13 protein-coding genes are annotated in these 20,124 nt (G+C 44.1%); 5 read left to right on the forward strand and 8 right to left on the reverse strand.

Annotated features, from left to right (window positions below; translation table 11 throughout):
- Window positions 1-10: 10 nt before the first annotated feature.
- From MHN02_RS15000 to MHN02_RS15020, 5 genes are all read right to left on the reverse strand, one after another.
- Window positions 11-1,513 (reverse strand): tryptophan halogenase family protein, encoded by a 1,503-nt coding sequence (locus tag MHN02_RS15000; RefSeq protein WP_239247105.1) that lies wholly within the window; start codon window positions 1,511-1,513, stop codon window positions 11-13.
- A 150-nt stretch (window positions 1,514-1,663) separates the two neighbouring features.
- The gene (locus MHN02_RS15005) at window positions 1,664-4,567 is read right to left on the reverse strand and encodes a TonB-dependent receptor (protein WP_239247107.1); all 2,904 of its coding nucleotides are present in this window, start codon (window positions 4,565-4,567) and stop codon (window positions 1,664-1,666) included.
- 351 nt (window positions 4,568-4,918) lie between these two features.
- Entirely contained in the window at window positions 4,919-5,497 is a 579-nt protein-coding gene (locus tag MHN02_RS15010) for a thymidine kinase (RefSeq protein WP_014950261.1), read from the reverse strand.
- Window positions 5,498-5,502: 5 nt separating this feature from the next.
- The gene (locus MHN02_RS15015; RefSeq protein WP_239247110.1) at window positions 5,503-6,162 is read right to left on the reverse strand and encodes an EAL domain-containing protein; all 660 of its coding nucleotides are present in this window, start codon (window positions 6,160-6,162) and stop codon (window positions 5,503-5,505) included.
- The gene (locus MHN02_RS15020) at window positions 6,150-7,520 is read right to left on the reverse strand and encodes a GGDEF domain-containing protein (protein WP_239247112.1); all 1,371 of its coding nucleotides are present in this window, start codon (window positions 7,518-7,520) and stop codon (window positions 6,150-6,152) included. The genes MHN02_RS15015 and MHN02_RS15020 overlap by 13 nt, the downstream gene beginning before the upstream one ends.
- A gap of 476 nt (window positions 7,521-7,996) precedes the next feature.
- On the opposite strand from MHN02_RS15020, the gene MHN02_RS15025 reads away from it, so the two are divergent.
- A complete protein-coding gene (locus MHN02_RS15025) occupies window positions 7,997-10,507 on the forward strand; it encodes a TonB-dependent receptor (RefSeq protein ID WP_014950259.1) in 2,511 nt (836 codons plus the stop codon).
- A 74-nt stretch (window positions 10,508-10,581) separates the two neighbouring features.
- On the opposite strand, the gene MHN02_RS15030 is transcribed toward MHN02_RS15025, so the two are convergent.
- Both MHN02_RS15030 and MHN02_RS15035 read right to left on the reverse strand, forming a co-directional pair.
- A complete protein-coding gene (locus MHN02_RS15030; RefSeq protein WP_216600713.1) occupies window positions 10,582-11,289 on the reverse strand; it encodes a hypothetical protein in 708 nt (235 codons plus the stop codon).
- A gap of 152 nt (window positions 11,290-11,441) precedes the next feature.
- Window positions 11,442-13,691: an acyl-CoA dehydrogenase gene (locus MHN02_RS15035; protein ID WP_014950257.1), complete on the reverse strand. Its 2,250-nt coding sequence runs from the start codon at window positions 13,689-13,691 to the stop codon at window positions 11,442-11,444.
- 410 nt (window positions 13,692-14,101) lie between these two features.
- Here MHN02_RS15035 and MHN02_RS15040 point away from each other — a divergent pair, with 410 nt between their 5' ends.
- The 4 genes from MHN02_RS15040 (at window position 14,102) to MHN02_RS15055 (ending at window position 16,911) form a co-directional block, all read left to right on the forward strand.
- The gene (locus tag MHN02_RS15040; RefSeq protein ID WP_014950256.1) at window positions 14,102-14,656 is read left to right on the forward strand and encodes an outer membrane beta-barrel protein; all 555 of its coding nucleotides are present in this window, start codon (window positions 14,102-14,104) and stop codon (window positions 14,654-14,656) included.
- A gap of 105 nt (window positions 14,657-14,761) precedes the next feature.
- A complete protein-coding gene (locus MHN02_RS15045; protein ID WP_014950255.1) occupies window positions 14,762-15,019 on the forward strand; it encodes a DUF3081 domain-containing protein in 258 nt (85 codons plus the stop codon).
- A 185-nt stretch (window positions 15,020-15,204) separates the two neighbouring features.
- A complete protein-coding gene (gene lpxL, locus MHN02_RS15050; RefSeq protein WP_014950254.1) occupies window positions 15,205-16,140 on the forward strand; it encodes an LpxL/LpxP family Kdo(2)-lipid IV(A) lauroyl/palmitoleoyl acyltransferase in 936 nt (311 codons plus the stop codon).
- A 153-nt stretch (window positions 16,141-16,293) separates the two neighbouring features.
- Window positions 16,294-16,911, forward strand: a complete 618-nt coding sequence (locus MHN02_RS15055) for a TcpQ domain-containing protein (RefSeq protein ID WP_049587172.1) — start codon at window positions 16,294-16,296, stop codon at window positions 16,909-16,911.
- Between the two features lie 10 nt (window positions 16,912-16,921).
- On the opposite strand, the gene glnE is transcribed toward MHN02_RS15055, so the two are convergent.
- On the reverse strand, window positions 16,922-19,855 hold the full coding sequence (gene glnE, locus MHN02_RS15060) for a bifunctional [glutamate--ammonia ligase]-adenylyl-L-tyrosine phosphorylase/[glutamate--ammonia-ligase] adenylyltransferase (protein ID WP_239247114.1): 2,934 nt from the start codon (window positions 19,853-19,855) through the stop codon (window positions 16,922-16,924).
- Window positions 19,856-20,124 lie beyond the last annotated feature (269 nt).

The following is a 20,124-nucleotide window of genomic DNA, read 5'->3' on the forward strand; positions in this document are numbered from 1 at the left end:
GCCTTGAAATTCAGCCCGCGCTAAATAACGTAGATTGCAATTCAAAGTTTAGTGAGCAGCGATTAAAAAATGCGGCAAGTTTCTTTTCTTCGAAAAGATCGCCGCTTTCCTTCAAAGAAGCGGGCTGATTGAGTGCCGGTGGCGGGAATACACCATAGCCAGACAACAAACAGTGCCACGACGTTGTGCTGAAATGTCGACCAATACCTTGCCGTTTTATTTCCTCAACAATATCCCCTTTTCTGTACCACACATCAAGTAAACTAAGCAGTGATTCGGACAGCTTCATGTTAGCTCTGTTGTCTCTCCAATAGTCACTGTCGTTGCGCCCGTTTAGCTTGTAATGACACACGATATAATCTCGGACGCGTTCAAAGCGCTCTGAAACTTCCTGATTAAACGCCTGTCTCTGTTGAGCACTTGTTTCGTTGAAAGAATAGTTGTCCGCGAAAAGCTCGATGCTCGTTTGAACTAGGTGTAGTGCCGTTGCTTCTAAAGGTTCAATAAACCCTTGTGACAAGCCTAGTGCAAGACAATTCTTCTCCCAATGCCTTTCACATTGACCTACACGCATAGACAAGTGCTTTGCTTCAACATCGGTATTTTCCATCCCCAATGCGCGTCGCAATTCACATTCTGCAGCGTCTTTCTCTTGGTACTGCTGACTATACACATATCCGTTTCCCGTGCGGTTGCGAAGGGGTATCTGCCAACGCCAACCGTTCGACATGGCAACCGACTCGGTTTCAACCGGTAAATTAGCGCATGCTGGTGTAGGCAACACAACGGCCGAGTCATTGAATAGGTTGTCACTAAAGTCCCTAAACGGTACGCCTAGCGTCTTTTGTAAAAGGAGTCCTGAAAAACCCGTGCAATCTATGAACAGATCTCCATCAAGTTTTTGTCCATCTTGACAAACGAGATGTGAAATGTCGCCAGATGGTGAGGTATGCACCGATTCAATATTACCAACAACGTGATATACGCCTTTTGATTTAGCGCGCTCGCGTAAGAATCGTCCAAGTTTTAGAGAGTCAAAGTGGTAGCCGTATTCTATATCGAATGGAAAATTATGTGAGGGAAGAGGGGCAAGGTTTTTCTTTGCCAAATACCCCGCCATAAGAAACTTATCAGGTCGAGTTTCAACATCGAGACCCAGCCTTCTGGTTAAGGCATTAACGTGAAATGCTCGTTCACTAAAAACATCTAGCTGGCTAATAAAGGGGTGAGAGTAGCTGTGTGAATTATTGCCATTCCAGCCCGTGAACTTGATATTAACTTTATACGTTGCTTGGCACTCTTCCATCCAATCATACTCAGGAATATCAAGAGTTTGGAAGAAACGCTTGAGAGTAGGTGTCGAGCCTTCGCCTACGCCTATTGTGCCAATGTCTTCTGATTCTATGAGTGTGATGGTCACAGCTTGATTAGCCCAGCGGTGAGCTAAAAGGTTGGCAGCCATCCAACCTGCTGTGCCGCCTCCAGCAATAACAATTCGGTGTGGTGTTGTCATTAAAGGCTCTGCAATAAAAGAAGGGTGAAATTAAACAGTATCAGAGTTGCGCATTGCTGCCACACTTTACATGGCAGTAATGCAAGGCACGTATCCACTATCTAAAGATGCGTGCCATTATTTTCGTACGTTCAAAAGGGATGGTCCCTTTTAATAGAACGAATAGTTGAGGTTTAGCATATAAGAAGGACCAAACTCGCGGCGGAGCGTAACAATGCCCGCATCATCAATGGTTTCTTCTTTCTCATCAGTCAGGTTGACGCCTTGTAACGACACTCTTAGCCCTTCCAAGTACTCAATTCCGCTATCTGCAAAATCGTAGCTAATTTGAGCATCGACTTGGGTAACGGCGTTACGAGTTGCTGGCTCAATTTTGTTTGAACCTCCACGCTGATATGTGAGGAACTCAGAACGATCGGTTGCCGCAACCCTAATCTCAAAGCCGTTCATCTCATAGTACGCTGTAATGCTGTACGTATTGTCTGATTGGCCTGGAATGGCTGTGCCATCTTCAAGCTCCGCATCTAGGATTGTCGCAGAAGCGGCAATACCAAATCCATCCAGAGAGTCAGTGAGCATTCTCAAAGGAACATTGGCCGTTAGCTCAACCCCTTTCATTTCACCTTTTAGGCCATCTTCGAAGAATGAATAGAAGCCTTGGTCTGGCGGAGTTACTAAATCGCCCACTTCGTAAGGCGTGTCTTGCGGGCCGTAGTTACCAGCAACGTCCACGACCCTGTCATGGAATCCAGGGATGAAGTAGTTCGCACCGTCATTGGTTACGTCATTCGTGAAATCAATAAGCTGGTTACCGTCGCGGGTCCAATTGACCAAATCTTTATAGAAAAGCGCAATCGAGACATAACCTTCTTCCTCGAAGTAGTTTTCAAATGAAATGTCAAAGTTGTTGGCTTCTAACGGACGAAGGGTTGGGTTACCCGTAAATTTAGACCAAGGCGAGCCGAACTCTCTCACCGCCGCCTCAGAATTTTCTGTGGCAATCAGCTCAATATTTTGATCAAACTTAACAAAGCCTGATGCTTTCATTTGGTCGATACGCGCTCGACTAATGGTTTTCGATGCCGCCAAGCGCAGGTAGCGATTCTCATTAAGTTCGACACTTACGTTCAGGCTAGGTAGGAAGTGAGAGTAATCATCGCCATCGGTAATAATACAGTCCGCATCAACCACTTGGTTGCCATCGTCGTCACACACGGCAAAGTTCGGGCCTACAATACCAATGAAACCCGTTGAGCTTTGGTCTGTTTGTACATATTGTGCACCCACGTTACCTTTTACATTGAAACCTTGAACTTCAGTCTCAAAGTCTAGCTGGGCGTATAATGTAGTTACTTCTTCATCAATGGTGTAGGTATCACCTAAACGATCAGGTTCTAGAAGCCCTGCATCATTAAGCGTATATTCACCATCGTTGTAAGGGGCAAATCCGTCGTAGGCTACAACGTAACCCATGCCAGCCCAGGTTAAGTCAGCTAAGCCGTTGTACAGAAACTGCTCAGGGATCGCTTCAGAAAATGGATAAGATGATGCGGTTGCGAAGAAACCTTTGTTATCTTTTGCTTTGTATCGGTCGCTATAGTTTACGCCGGCCGTAAAAGTGTTGAAGATTCCCCAATCTACATAACCAACTGCCTCAAAACGTATTGTGGTCAGCTCTTCTTCAAAATCAGCAAAGTTCAGGAAGCCGTCTTGGGCGTTGAAATAGCTGTAAGGTTGACCATTTGCCTGTAACACATCGGTGGTAAACTGATCGGCAATGTTAGCCATACCGCCCCCCCAAACTTGAGGGCCCGCAAGCTGTAACATGGTGGGATCAGAGAATGCATCAAGGCCGCTACTGCCGGTAAAGTAAATACCATCAGTGCTCATTTCGAATTGACGTGAACCTAATTGCCCTTCGCCGAGCGCACCAGAACGCGCTAAACCAGCGTATGATTCACCACGCAAGTCACGTTTGTTCGACTCACTGTCTGCCACGTCTAAAGTAAGAGACCACTCATCGGTTATGTCGTATTTGATATTTAAACCGAAGGTTTGAAGCTCGCCATCTTTTTGCGCGGGATCTGTACGCAGTACTGGATTCGCGTTAACTTGCGTGCCCGAGTTATTAATGCCTGTACCACTTACATTTGCCGCAGCGAAGGGTTCGATGAAACCGCGAATAACACCTGAGTCGGAATAATCAATATCTAGCGCATCAAAAACAATGTCTAGTCTATCGGTGGGACGCCATTGAAGAATGGCTGAAATCGTGTCGCGTTCTAGCACGCGGCTAATGGCCTGAGTGTCTAAACCAAACGGAAGCACCTGACCATCGTCATTCTCACCATATCCCCAAACACCGTATTTTCTCTCGTTTCTGGGGGACTCCGTTGATGCAATGGCAAGTGCGAGACCTACCGTGTCGTCTGCAAACTTTTCTACAAAGGAAAGGGCGAACCGGTTGCCGCTATTGTCGAATTCTGGATTATCTGAATCGTTGCCACCTAGTTCATAGACCCCAGTGACGGTAAGGGTTTCCTGGGCTGCTAGAGGACGTACTGTTTGCAAGTCTACTGTACCGCCAATACCTTGGACAATAAGCGAAGCGTCAGAGGTTTTGTAAATTGTGGCACCTGTCATGATTTCAGCAGGGTATAAGTCGTACTCTACGCCACGGTTATCGCCAATACCGATAAGCTCTCGTCCGTTCAGCGAGGTGCCGGTAAAGTCTTCTTTGAAGCCACGTACCGAAATACCAGACGTTCGTCCGCCTACGCGCTCACCTGATAGGCCTGGCAAGCGGGCAAGTGATTCTGCGATTGAAGAGTCTGGAAGCTTACCAATGTCTTCTGCGGAAATGGCCTCAACAATGGAATCGTTGTCCATTTTCACCGCTTGGGCGCGCATCAAAGAGCCTCGAATACCCGAAACTTGAATAATTTCTACTTGTTCGTCGTCTGGTGTGTCTTGTGCTACTACTGAACCGCTGTTAAGGGCGGCGGTAATAGAAATAGCGATTAACGCAGGTTTAAACGTACTGGTGTGCTTCATGAGTCATACCTTGCTGAGTGTGTTAAACAAAGGTTTTATTATTTACAACGCTTTAACAATAGTAGTTGTTTTACTCATACGCAAGTGTTTTCTTAATTGTTTAAGAAAGGTGTTTGCAAATACAGGTAATAATCGGCTATTTGTGGCTAGCAAGAATGCTTAATGCTTTTTCTTGCTACCTCTAGATAGTACCGAGAAAGTTTGGATAACGCCGATTGAAATCTGGCAAAGAGCTGAAGGGGGAGTGGCAAATTTTTTAGAGAATGAGAAGCGGACAATAAATGCTATAGCCCGCAACAGATATGAGGTTCAGAGACCGCTTATTTTAGTTAGGTTACTTGACGTTGGGATTTAGTCCCAAACCAGTTCTTTAAAGTGCTTGCGACACATTGATTCATAGGTGTCGTTGCCGCCAATTTGTACTTGATCACCATTTTTTACAGCATTGCCATTTTCGTCTAAACGCACCACGAAACTTGCTTTTTTACCGCAATGGCAAACGGTTTTTAGTTCAGATAGTTTATCTGCCCAAGCCAGCAAATAATGACTGCCTTCAAAAGTTTCACCTAAAAAGTCGGTACGCAGGCCGTAGGCTAGTACCGGCACATCAAGTTCATCAACTACGTCCACTAGCTGCTTTACTTGTGCCTTTGTTAAGAACTGTGCTTCGTCAATAAAAATGCAGTCGGGCTTTAACGCTTCGCAGTCTTTGCTTATTGAGGCAAACAAATCATCGCCTTTTGCGTATAGCTTGGCATCTGCTTGTAAGCCGATACGAGAAGTGACTTTCCCAACGCCGTATCGATCATCAAGCGCTGCGGTATAAATCACTGAATGCATACCGCGTTCACGGTAGTTATAAGCTGATTGGAGGAGTGATGTAGACTTCCCTGCGTTCATTGCAGAGTAATAAAAATAAAGTTGAGCCATGGTTATTAGTAGTTTTCGTTATACCAAGAAATAAGGTCGTTGGCGTTCATTGGTCTAGCGAAGTAAAAGCCTTGCAAATAGTCGGTTCCAAGCTGCGACAAATGTTGCCTTTGCTGCTCAGTTTCGATGCCCTCTGCAATGGTTTTACAGCCAAACTCTTTAGCCATTAAAAGTGTTGCTCTTATTATGGTATCACTCTCTTCAGAGCTATTCTGTATAAAAGAGCGGTCAATTTTAATAAAATTGAATGGCATAGATTGAAGACGGTTTAAAGATGAATAACCTGTACCAAAGTCATCAATTGATATTTTGACATCACGGGCTACGAGTTCGCTCACTCGCTTAGTCACTAGATCTTTATCAATAGCGAATACGCTTTCAGTTATTTCTAGATAGAGGCGTTCTGGTGAAATTTTAGTTGTGCTGAGGGCATTATCTAAAACTTTAAAGAAGCTGTCATCGAGCAGCTGCGCGACTGATACATTTATCGACATTGCGAGACCGGGTTTGAACTGCCAATGTGAAAGGTCGATAAGCGCTCTATTTAATACCCACGCACCTATTTCTGGCATTAGCCCGCTGCGCTCTGCAAGGGGGATAAATACCGCAGGAGAGATATTTTCTCCGTCGCAGTTCCACCGTAAAAGCGCTTCTACTGACGACAAGGAGTTTGTCGTGACGTCAATGATAGGTTGATAAAAACAGTAAACTCACTATTTTCAATGGCTAATCTTAAGCGTTCACAAAGGCGCTGCTCTCGCTTTATTTCGTTGTGCAACGTTTCGTTAAATACGCCAATAGAGCCTCTTTGCTTACGCTTTTGATCATACATAGTCAGGTCGGCCTGTTGAATTAAATCAACAGCGCTGTCGCCATGAACGGGGAACATAGCGATGCCGATAGTGGCGTCTAACGTTACCTGATTGTCGTTCGCAATAATGGGAATAGTGACGCCACTGCGCATAGCGTGTGCTACGGCCTTTGCGGTATCAACATTAGCATAAGGAATTACGGCGACGAATTCGTCTCCTCCCCATCTTCCTAGGTGATTTTCTTCCGTATAGTTACGAAGTCTGTTGGCAATTTCGGCAAGGACAATATCGCCGACTTTATGTCCTAAACTGTCGTTAACTTGCTTGAATCCGTCTAAGTCGATAAATAAAAGGGCGAGCGAGTTATCAAGGGCACGTGTAGTGTCTATCAAATTGTTGAGATGCTTGAGAAAGCCATTGCGATTAAGCAAATTTGTCAGTGGATCTCTGTTAGACAACCGATATAAATCCGCCGTTCTTCTTTCCACTTCCGCTTCAAGGTTGGCGTTAGATGCATCGAGCTTTTCGTTTGAAGCTATGAGTAGTTTGTTTACTTTAACTGTTTCACTACGCTCAATACGCATCTGTTCCATCAAACTATTATTCTTAGCTTTAAGGTGTAACGTACTGATGAAAAAGCGATGGTAGCGAAAAGCACTGGCGAAAATACCAAACCAGAAAACCAAGCCAAGCACACCTAAAATAAAAAATTTCCCGCTAGCATCTATTAACGCACATAACGACATAGGTACAAGAAGAGCAGTAGAGTAGAATCCGACGAGTTTTATGTTCGGAGACAGGACGGTTCCAGCTCCTCCGGACATAGCGGCGAGTACAACCATAGTCGCTGCTAGTTCGACAGTTGTCATGGATGAATAGAAAAGCACTGAATAAAGCGCCCAAATACAACCCGTAACATAGAGACCGGTCGAAAACCGAATCAAAGCAGGGCGCGGGTTATAAGCTTTTCCTGCCAAATTAGTGCGCCAATATAATGCATCAATTAGCCTCAGAAGTGAGACGCACACCATTACTCCCCAAATCTGTAGTTTATTTGCAAATGTTGAAGGGGAGTCGCTTTCAAAGAAAAATACCAGGCCAGAAAAGGCAAATATCGTCATCAAGAAGCCGACAAAGCTATTGCCAATTAGCATGTCGGTTGTGTCTCGTTCTATTTCAGTTTGTGATATCGATTCTTGATACGTGTTCAACCGGATAAAGCCTTAATTACATTGTGATTCAAATTTAATGCATTACTTCAAAAGCAAATTTAGTCGTACAGAGTAACGGGAAGCGTACAAACTTAAGTGCACTAAATGATTGTAGTATAGGCTAAATATAATACATATGACGGGGGCATTTTAAAATTCGACTAAAGCAACCCGCTTTTAGTCTATCTATGTTTTTCACAGTTCGTTCTAAATACCTGAAAGTGTAGTGTTCTTAATCGATATTGCTTTTTATTTCTTATCTGCGATGTGAACCGCTAAATATAGCTAAAACTTTAGTATACAAAAGTTAAATAAGGCCTGCGCAAGAGTAAAAACTTTTCACAGGATGTTTACAATGTTGTTCCTTTGTTATAAATTCTTAATCGATTAAGTTTAAATTGTGCTACCGCCTCCCTACGTTAAAGGGGCAGAGGCTACCTTGGATTTAACAAATTCAACACATTGTCGGAGAAAAAATGAACAAAAATCACACACTCAACGCTTTGACCCTAGCGATTTGCGCCGCTTTTTCGGGCTCGGTTATCGCGCAGGAATCATCAACAGCTGATGCTGACGCAAAGTCGAAAGAAAAATTCGAACAAATTGTGGTTACCGCTGCACCGGGTGGTGCAACGATGCAAGAAGCTAGTGTTTCTGTAAGTGCATTCGACGAAGACGATATTCTTAAACTAGCTCCTCGTTCTACCGCTGAGGTATTTCGCGCGTTACCCGGTATTCGTGCCGAGTCTTCAGGCGGTGGCGGTAACGCAAATATTACTATTCGCGGTATTCCACTTGCGACGGGTGGTTCTAAATTCTTGCAAATCCATGAAGACGGTTTACCTGTTTTAGAATATGGTGATATTAACTTTGGCAATGCCGATAACTTTTTACGCTACGACTGGTCAGTAGCGAATGTGGAAGCAGTACGCGGTGGTTCAGCGTCAACATTCGCAAGTAACTCGCCAGGCGGTGTTATTAACTTGATCAGTAACACGGGCGAAGTAGGTGGCGGTGCCATTGGAACGTCATTTGGCGTCGATTACGAAGAGTTTCGTTTAGATTTTCGCTATGGCGGTGAAATTAGCGACGACCTTTACTACCACATTGCTGGCTTTGCCCGTGGTGGAGAGGGCCCGCGAGAAACGGGATACAATGGCGACCAAGGCGGTCAGGTTAAGTTCAATATCACTAAGATGCTAGATAACGGTCACATCCGTTTCTTCTATAAAAACCTTGATGACAAAGTATCAACATACCTTCCTTCTCCGGTATTGGTGAAAGGCGATGGTGAATATGGCCCGGTACCTGGTTACGATGCCAGCTCACAGGCATTAAACTCAGCTTACAACACAAATATTTCTACTTTTGACAGCTATGGTAACCCAGAGAATCGCGACGTTCGCGATGGCATCGAATCAAAAGTAAACTCATTTGGCGTTGAAGTTGACCTCGAAGTGGCTGAAAACTTGTTCTTATTAAACAAGTTCCGTATTTCAGATATCTCAGGTGGTTTTATTGCTCCATTTACTGATGGATTTCCAGCGGGCCCTGGCGATGTATCGAATTTCGCTTCTGCACTTTGTGCCGGCGCTACTGACGGTGACGGAAACGCGCTGAATTGCGACAGCACAAGTGTTGTGCTCGCGAACGGACCTGGCGCTGGTGAAGTGTACACAGGACAAGCATTTACAAACCTTCAGTTCGACACAAGAATCAACGATCTGGGTAACATGATCAACGATTTCAGCTTGCGTAAAGAATTTGATAACGGTATCGACCTCACAGTAGGTTATTACTACTCAAACCAGGACATCGCCACAAGCTGGTCAAGCTGGCAGACATTTATTCAAACTCTAGACGGTGACAATTCACAGCTTCTAACAATTACAGATGGCGATGGCGTGGAACTTGTTTCAAACGGTTTATTGTCACCAAGCTTCCTTTCGTGGGAGTGGGACTTAAACTATGTAACAAAAGCGCCGTACATGAACGTTGGTTTTGAATTGTCAGATAACATTCTTATTGATGCATCGGTACGTCATGACACGACCGAAGCTTCAGGTGAACTCATCAGCTCATGTTGCGGAGGAAATGCTGACTTCGACCTAAACGGTAACGGAACTATTGAGCAAATTGAAGATGCTTCAGCAATCAACAGCGGCTTCATTAGCGGTGGTGTTATCAACTTAAATCGCGCCGGTGCGTCTTCTCAGATTGTTGACTACAGTGCGAATAATACGTCTTATTCAATCGGTGGTTCGTACCTACTAAGCGCCAGTCAGACATTCTTTGCCCGTTACTCAAAAGGTGGCCGTGCTATTGCCGATCGTTTACTGCAGATTGGCGGTACACTGAATACAGACGGCAGCTTAACAAGCACAACATCGGGTTACGATACAACGAAGCAATTCGAGGTAGGTTACAAGTACGGTACGAAAGACCTCATGGTTAACGCAACCTTGTTTGATACTGTTACTGAAGATACGCAAGCAGAGGTAACCAGTGGTTTAACCTTTATGCGCGAATATGAAGCAACAGGTTTAGAGCTTGAAGGCCGCTGGACAGCAACTGATAATTTCGTGCTATCCGGTAACTTAACGTGGACAGACGCTGAAATAAGTAAAGACGTAAACAACCCTGCACTTGAAGGAAATACTCCACGCCGCCAAGCAGATTGGATTTGGACTATTACCCCTGAGTACGTTACAGATACATGGTCTGTTGGTGCCTCACTACAAGGCTCGACAGAGTACTATGTTCAGGACAATAACGACCTTAAACAAGAGGGTTATAACCTTGTAAACTTGTTTGCCACTTATTGGGTGAACGACCAATTTTCTGTGTCGCTTAATGTGAATAACGCCACTGATGAATTTATCATCACTGAGTCAGAAGAAGGTTCAGCAGAAGTTGGTAGCTACATCAGAGCACGTCCATTGAACGGCCGTACTACAGTACTGTCGCTTAAATATATGTTCGACTAACGAGCAAGTATCTAGTGCAAAGGTACTAGTTATTGTTCAATTAACGCCCGCAATTGATGCGGGCGTTTTTTTGTTTATTCACTCTCTGCGGTTTTGAGTAGTTGAAGCTGCTTGGCGATTGCTGCAGAAAGTTGGTCAATTAAATGGCTATGTTTCTTATGAATAACGTGTACCAATTCGTGTTCCACTAGAGGTATATACTCAATTCCAGATTGTTCGAAAATGGCTTCTTCAGAATAGTCACTCGGTAAAATAGCGTAGTCAAATCGCCCGTTGAGCAGTAAATTTATGACGTGGTGAAAGTCATCAAATTCAAAGATGTTGGCATTTAACTCGCCAGGTTTGGCGTGCATATTGAAGAAAAATCGGGTAGTGACGGCTATTGCCTTATCTGGTTGTTGAATTATGCTTTTATTGCACTCAGCTCCCCGTATACACAATAGAAATGATGCGCCATGAGACAGTGCTGGAGGAACAATTACAATGTTATTGTCAGGCTGAGACACTACGTCATAGCGAATAATATCTGCATCTGTCATTCCTTCATCCAAAAGCCGTAAGCCTCTTTCCCCACCCACTTTTTCGAATGTAACCTCAATGCCGATATCTTGATACGCACGTGCTATTAAGGGTTTATAGAAGCTACTTACTCGAGGATGAGTTAGTTCTCCAATGACGAAGTTAGTATCATCGTGCTGGGCACTGGCGTTTGAATTGAATAGCAGCGACGAGATAAAGAGAATAAAAAATGTTGAAATGGTTTGAATGCCAATAAAGCGCATCGTTTTCACTTTACAAATCCTTGTTTAAGAAAACCACGATAAGCTAAGGGTAGAGTACGAACGAAACAATAGAAAGGTAATTTAACGGGCAAATAAAAAGCCCCATCTCAAGGATGGGGCTTCGTTAATCAAGTTACTGCAATTATGACAGTTTACGCAGCGTTTTGACCGCCATCAATCGCTTTAAGCGTTTGAGACGCTGGAACAAGTTCCATATCGAACGTGTATTCGTCTACACGAACTGCTAGCTTGCGCTTTTCGTTATAGTCGTGAAGCTTAGCGGCTTCATCAGCCGTTACTACGCCTTTTTCTTGAAGCTTGTTAAGTGCATGTTCAAAAGAAATGAACGGCACTACAGGCTCTTTGCGAAGTGCTTTTTGCACTTTGCCAAGAAGGTGCGCTACCGCGTGCTTCGCTTTAAACGCTTGCTCGTTAATGTCATTGCCGTCTCCCGGCGTAACGCGAACAAGGTGAGTAAGCTGCTCTTTCACGCTGTTATCTTGCATAGACGCAATAGAAAGCTCACGCACTAGGTCGTCGCTAATACCCGCAACACTATTGGTGTAGGTGTTCGTAAGAAGACGCATTAAGCCACGTGTCGCCGTATTCGGGAAATTGTTGATAAAGTTAACAATTGCCTGATCAGCTTGTTGTAAAGACCACTGCATCGCGTATTCGAAATACGGTAGTGCAAGTTTTCTGTCTTCAATGCGCTGCTCGTAGAAACGAATTGCTGCCATTGCACCGTATAGGTAGCTCATTACGTCACCTAGACGTGCTGATAAAAGCTCAGCTTTCTTCAGGTCACCGCCTAACACAGCAAGTGACAAGTCAGCAAGTGGTGCTAGTTTTGCAGAGATGCTGTTAACACGCTTCTCATACTTGCGAACTTCTGGTAAAGCAGACTCGCTCTCGCGTAGGAAAGGAAGGTAGCCTTTACCTAGGCTGCGGAATGCATTTTTAACGCTGAAGCCAACAGTCTTACGAAGTACCTTGTTGAACTCTGCATCCGCAGAACTTTCGTTGCTGTGGATTAGGTCAACCATGTCTTTAAGGTAAGGGTGACAACGCATTGCACCTTGGCCAAAGATCATCAGGTTACGGGTAAGAATGTTTGCACCTTCTACCGTAATAGCAATAGGAAGCGCAGCATAGCCGCCAGCTAGTGTATTTTGAGGACCACGTTGAATTGCTTTACCTGCCTGGATGTCCATAGCAGAGTTCATCACATCACGACCTAGTTCAGTCATATGATACTTAGCAATAGCGGTGACTACTGATGGCTTCACGCCTAGGCCTAGACCTTCAGTTGTAAGAACACGCATCGCCTCAAGTAAGAAAGTCTTACCCGCGATGTCTGCCATTTTCTCTTGAATACCTTCAAAACGACCAATTGGAAGACCGAATTGCTCACGTACGAAAGAATATTCAACCGTGCCTTTAAATGCAGATTGTGCAGTCGCTACGCCCATTGCTGGAAGTGAAATACCACGACCTGCACCTAGACAGCTAACTAGCATCTGCCAACCACGACCAATGTTCTTTTGACCACCAATGATGAAGTCCATAGGAATGAACACATCTTGACCACGAGTAGTACCGTTGTAGAAGCGTACACCCATTGGGTCGTGACGGTTACCAAGTTCAACACCTGGGTGAGACTTAGGTAGAAGGGCACAGGTAATGCCAAGCTCTAGTTTGTCGCCAAGTAGTTGGTCTGGATCGAATACTTTAAACGCAAGACCTAGTACGGTAGCAATTGGTGCAAGTGTAATGTAGCGCTTGTCCCAGCTTACGCGTAAACCAAGTACTTCTTCACCGTTGAATTCGCCTTTAGTCACGATAGCCGCGTCAGGAATAGCACCTGCGTCAGAACCTGCTTCAGGGCTGGTTAGCGCAAAGCACGGAATATCGCGACCATCTGCTAGACGAGGTAGCCAGTAATCTTGCTGCTCGGTCGTACCGTAGTGCATAAGAAGCTCGCCTGGACCTAATGAGTTAGGAACCATTACGGTTACCGCAATTGCACCACTTTTCGCTGCGATAGTGGCAACGATAGTAGAGTTTGCATACGGGCTGAACTCAAGACCACCAAATTTCTTTGGAATGATCATAGAGAAGAAGCGGTTCTTACCTAGGAAGTCTAAAACGTCCTGAGGAATGTGCTTGCCGTTGCCTAATTCAAAATCATCGATCATGTTCAGCAACTCGGTTACTGGACCGTCCATGAATGCTTGTTCTTCTGCGCTCAGTTTTGCCTGAGGGATATCGCGTAGCGCCTGCATGTCAGGCTTACCCTGATAAATAGAAGATTCAATCCACACATCGCCTGCATCTAAGGCTTCTTGCTCTGTGATTGAAATTGGGGGTAATACTTTCTTTAAGCTAGTTCTGATACTCATAATAACTCATCCGCTCATCTGACCAGTTGTTTAGGTTAATACTACACCTAATTTAAAAAAGATCAAATTTTGTAAAAATTATCAAATAATAATGTGGTTATATAAACTATCTGCGTCTTTTGTGTACGAAAGTGTGATGCAAGGGATTAACATTGCTGATATTTAATGGTCAAAAAACGCTCTGCTTGTTGTGTCACCTTGATGTAGAAACACTATACCTGCGGTAACACGCCGCGATTACGAACATTTTACCTCTCGCTGTGTGGGTAATTATCTATACGGACTGGTATAGAACCCGCTTTTTCGTGCAGCTGTCCGTTAACTGTATTCATCTAAACTCTGTTTGTTCGTTTTAATCAGAGGCATTGTCTTTTATAGTGAGCGCTCTTTAACATGGAGAAGTAATTAAAATGCGCCGTCTTTCATCATTTTTCGCTAAGTTCCTTATTGGAAGTGCAGCTTTAACAAGCTTGGGTTTTTCTGGACTAGCATCAGCCAACGGATATGCAGTGGCAAATATTGGCTTTGGCAACGTAGATACTGAAATAGATAATGAGTCTGATATTAGCTATTCAGCTGCTTTAGGCTATCAATTTCACCGTCAGTGGTATGTAGAAGGTGGCTATATCTCTTTTATTGATACAGATAATGACGAACAATCAATCTCATCTAAAGGCCCTTATTTGGCGTTACTAGGTAAAGCGAGTAGCCAGAAAGGTGAGCTGTATTATAAATTAGGCGTGGCAAGCGTTGACATCGAGCACGCGTCGATAGATAGCTCTACCTGTGGCCCAGAAGCCGCTGTGTGTGGATACGATGACACAATTATCGCAGGATTAGCTGGGCTAGGCTTCGATTACTACTTAGGCTTACAGTCGATGGTACGCGTGGAATACACCTACTTTGGTGGCAAAGATGATTTTTCTGCGCATATTGTAAATTTAGGTTTTCGCTACAACTTTTAGGTTGTAGTTATTAACTCGCATAGTCGTTTTAAATATAGGCCCTAGATAAATCCAAAAATCGTTTGATTGTGTAAAAATAGATAAATTCTCAACAATGGATTTACAATGAAAAACGAATTAGACAGCAAGTTCTTACTTCAGGTTTTCGACAAGATCCGCCAGCATGGCGCGAAAGAAGATGAACAGTATAAGCTTAATGGGATTACTGCGTTTACAGATCACGATGGCTATACGCTTTACATTGAAGACGTTAATGTGAAGCTGCAGTTCGGCTTTCACAATCAATACCATTTTGACTATGACTCAAAAGAGCAATATGAATCGTTTGAGAAAAAGTTGAAGCAAATCGATAAAGAATATTAGTGACCTGATTTCAGTTTGTATTGCTAACAAGCAATATATTTCTTAAGCAGAGAAAGCAAGTATGGGCTCTCTCTGCTTAAGTGCTTCTATTAATCGCAAGAGCACTGTGGGCTGTCTGTCTCAATTAGCCCCACCAAAAACCTTCTGCTACAATGCCGCCCACTTCGTTTCAAAGGATACAGACATTGGCGGCGGCAATTAAAGCTCCTAAATTTAAACTAGCATTTTTAGGCCCTAAGTTTTGGCCTGTATGGTTAGGTGTTTTCGTTCTTTATACAATTACATGGTTGCCTTTACCCGTGATACGCGCTATCGGTGGCGGTACCGGTAAACTTATCGCATTAATTGTTCCTAAACGGGCAAAAGTCGCAAAGCGTAACTTGACGCTCTGGAACCCTACACTTTCCGCCAGTGAAGTAGAGGCGCTTTACAAAGAAAATGTGCGGCGTACAGGCATGGCACTATTTGAAACTGCTATGGGGTGGTGGTGGCCTAGCTGGCGCGTAAAACGAGCCATTGAGATTGAAGGCACTGAGCATGTTGAAGCGGCCCTTGCAAATGGCAAAGGTGTCTTTGGTATGGCACTTCACAATATGAATCTGGAATTTGCCTGTAGAGGTATTGGCTTCTTCCGTCCAAGCATCGCGTTTTATCGCAAACACAACAACCCTCTCGTTGATTACCTTCAGTATCATGGGCGAAACCGCTCGAACAAATACATGATTGATAAACGCAACGCAAAAGCCTTACTTGCTGCACTTGACGATAAAGAACTTTGTTTGTATTTGCCCGACCAGGATTATGGCCCGAAACAAAGTATCTTTGTGCCATTCGGTGGGGTGAAAGATACCGCGACAACTACAGCAACGCTGATGTTTATTCGACGTAGTCACTCTGAGCCAATGATCATCACGTCACAGTACACCAAACGCGGTTACAAAATTAAAATCTATCCACCGCTTTCTCAGTTAGGCGATATGGAAGACGCTGAAGCACTAACATTACTGAATCAACATGTAGACGCTGCGGTTAAAGAACAGCCAGAAAGCTATTTGTGGATGCACAAGCGATTTAAAACCAGACCGGAAGGTAACCCTGAATCGCTGTATAAATCACTATAGCTGTGTATGAATAAACACCTAGCGATGAAAATTAGATAAATAGAATAATAGGCTTTCCGTTCGAAGGTAGACTAAAATAGAAGAATTATGCTTAAGTTCATACACATAGCATAAGCTGATTTTCGATTAAAAGTGGCTACACATTGGTAAGGTATGGGACAGACAAGTTACTCAAGTTCATCGTTTTGGGCAAAGCAAATTGGCATAGCTGCAGTGCTTGTGATCATTGCTGGCGTACTCATTTACATGCTTCAAACACAGGACCAAGAGCCTGTTCCTCAAGGGCAAGCGGAAGAAAAGTCTGTATCACGTGGGTTAAGTGAGTTCTATCGAGATTTCCGTATGTCTGCTACTGACCCAGCAGAAGATGAGCAGGGAGATTTTGTTCTGGATATTGCGGGCGTTGATCCAAATTTAGACAACAAGCTTGCACAAATGTCTAGCCAAACACGTCCGGTTGAAAAGAATTGGACCGGCGAACATAAATACCGCACGTTCCAGGAAGGGAACACACTGCGCGAAGCTATTTCGCAATATGCTCAAGCTGAAGGCATGCAGGTGATATGGAACCTGGAGCAAGACTTTGTTATTAAGCACCAGTTTCAATTGGACAACACGGTTGCAGGATCGCTTGCTAAAATTGCCAGTGCCATAGACAGTAGTTTTGAAGGGCAAGTAAAAGCATATTTATGTGCAGAGCAACGCTCGCTGGTGGTGACTGCCCAAGAAACAGAATTTCTCACCACCAACTGTCGTTTGGTTAGAGGTTAAGCTTCATCGCCTAGCCGCTACACGTTCCAAATAGTGTATTCCAGTGAATGGTTACTTGCTCTCGTATGGCATCTAGTTCTTCGCTCTGATCTGCGTACTTGGTATCTGCTAACGTTAAATGGTGGTATTGCTCTCGCAGCTTTAAATACGCCTTTTGCAGTTTGTGCGCAGTGGCGACATCAATAATGTTGCTCTTGGCTGCGGCGTCAAAAATGCGAAGATTGTCAGGATATTCTGTCATGGCAGCCTGTGACTTTGCATTAGCGAGTACAAGATATTGAGCCATGAACTCAATATCGGTAATACCACCTACACACTGCTTTAAGTCTACCTTGTCGTTGTCCTTTGAAAGCAAGTGCTCCCGCATTTTTAAACGCATTTTGCACACATCGTCAGCCAACGTTTTAGCGTTTCTAAAGCGAGTTAGTATGGAATTTCTTACCTGCGTGAAGTCATTCAAAAGGCGTGGGTCTCCGCAAATGGCTCTTGCACGAACCAGCGCTTGATGTTCCCAAGTCCATGCTTCTTCGGTCTGGTATTTCTCGAAACCATCGATATGGCAACATAACAATCCCGCATTGCCAGAAGGGCGTAGACGCAAGTCGGTTTCGTATAATTGTCCAAACAACGTCTTCGTATTGAGAAGATGCATGATGCGCTGCGCCAACTTAATGTAAAACTGTTGCGCTTCAATAGACTTCTTACCGTCTGTACTTATGCCGCGAGGGGCATTATGCAAAAACACTAAATCTAAGTCTGAGCCGTAACCTAATTCATACCCGCCTAGTTTTCCATAGCCGATAACGGCAAATCCTTTGTCAGTTCCCTCTAGGTGTGCTGGAACGCCATAGCGCTGTTGCATTTGCATCCAGGCAGCATCTACTACGTTTTCCAACATCACTTCAGCTAGCACCGTAAGCTTATCGCTAACGTTGTTTATAGGTAGTGATTCACTGATGTCGCTGGCGGCTATGCGAAGCTGTTGGCAAAGTTTGAACTGCCTCCATCCATCCATAAGCATTTCAACATCGTCTTGTTCAATACGAAGCATGATTTCACGCAGTTCCAGCTGATATTCCTGCTTGCTGGTATGGATATCGGTATTTTGCTGACCTAGGTATAACGGCGTGAGTAATTCGTCTAGTAGTAACGGGAAGCGCTTAATTTCTTGAGCAATCCAGTCGCTTCGTTCACATAGCCTTACTAACTGTTTTAGTACATCCGGATTTTCAAGTAGTAAGTCAAGGTAAGTGGTTCGGCCTGTAATCGCTTCTATAACACCGAGTAAACGGTCGAGTACCTGAGGGATGTAGTTTGGATGTTGGTTGATGAGCACATACAAAATTTCGGGAAGCAACTTATTTAACGTGTCTTCACCTTTTTGGCCTATGCGATAATTGCGTTGCTTATCCTTGAAGGCGACTAGAATAGAATATATGCCTTTAATATCGCTAGCAGACAGGTATTCGCCAAAGGTTTCAGTAAACTCATCCTCTTGCAATGAAAGGCGCCACGCATCTTGGCAGGCAGTAAAAAGCTGGTCTTCTTCTGAGTGCGTATCATGAGACTCTTCTACTAACTCGTTGAAATGGGCATGAATACGCGCCATTACAGTATCTAAATGCACTAAAAATTCACTGTAAGAATCAAAACCCATGACTTCAATAAGCGCAGCTTGTTGCCAAGGTAACTCAGGAAGAGTTTGGGTCTGGCGATCTTGAGCTTGTTGAAGCGTGTGCTCTACTTTTCTTAGGAATAAATAGTCACTTTTTAGCTGTTGCGTTACATCGCGTTCGACTATATCGAGTTCAGTTAATGCATCTAACGTGCGAAGTAATGACTTACTTTGTAATGCTGGCTCTCGTCCTCCGTGAATCAGCTGAAAACTTTGGGCAAAAAACTCCACTTCACGAATGCCACCTGCGCCGAGTTTTATATTGTTACTCAGTCTGCGTCTGCGTATTTCTGTGGCGATCAGCTTTTTCATATTACGAAGGGCATCTAATGTGGTGAAGTCTAAGTAACGACGGAAGGTAAACGGGTGCAAAATGCTCTTTAACCATTTCACATCTTGCGAATTATCATCGTTAATCACCCGCGCTTTTACCATGGCAAAGCGCTCCCAGTGTCGACCTTGGTCTTGATAATAATCTTCAAGTGCCGCGAAATGCATCACAAGGGGGCCAGAATCGCCGAAGGGGCGTAAACGCATGTCGACGCGGTAGACTTGACCGTCATTAGTCACTTTGTTCAATGCTTGGATAAGTTTTTGCGCGAGTTTGGTAAAAAACTGCTGATGCTCTACGCTTTTTCGACCGCCTTGGGTTTCGCCTTTTTCTGGGTACGTAAAAATCAAATCGATATCAGAAGAAAAGTTGAGTTCCTTTCCTCCTAATTTCCCCATACCTAAGATATACATGTGCATGTCTTGGTTATGGCTTTGTGGTTTTCCATAGCGCGCAGCTAAATGTTGATAAAGCCAGTGGTACGCACCGTTAATAAGTACATCAGCTAATGCTGAAACCTGCATAAGTGATATTTCGATGGGTTGCTTGTTCAATACGTCGAGGAAAGTAATCCGCGCCATCTCTTTATTTCTAAATTCCCTCAACACTTGCATTAAGTCATCTTCGCTGGCGACGTTGTGCAATTCATTGTCTAGGTTTGCGAGATAGTCAGATGACATGGTATGAACAAGGGATTTAAGCGCCTCACTTTTCTCAAGGGGTTGATAAAGCTCAACGATGCGAGAAACAAATGAAGGGTTTTGAATCAAAGTCTCTGCCAAGAAAGAGGAACGCGTGAAGGAGAGCATTAGTGTTTCACAATGAGCCTCAATCACGGCTTTGTCACTTTCGCTAATTGCTGGCGCTGTTAACAACTGCTGCCAAAATTTTTCGGCAAGTTCTACGTTTGTCATGCTATTTTCGTTGTCTGTTGGCATAATGCTCGCGTCTTATGAGATATCGCTCGTGTTTTACGGTTGAATACTCACAATTGCTATTGCAAGTACTCAAAACAAGGTCTGCTAAGTGCGCTAACGTGCAGCTCCGCATTCGATGTGGTTAAGTGCCTGCTAACCCAGGGTGTGATCTACAGGTCATTTAGCCCTAACTAAAATAAATCTGAACAAGTTCGATGTCATCGTTGTACAAGTTTGTATTAGATGAACGCTATTCAATTAGCCATCACTGATTTTTCGAAACTACATCA

Origin of the sequence: Alteromonas sp. CNT1-28, from assembly GCF_022348345.1 — a bacterium.
In the GTDB taxonomy this organism is placed as follows: domain Bacteria; phylum Pseudomonadota; class Gammaproteobacteria; order Enterobacterales; family Alteromonadaceae; genus Alteromonas; species Alteromonas macleodii.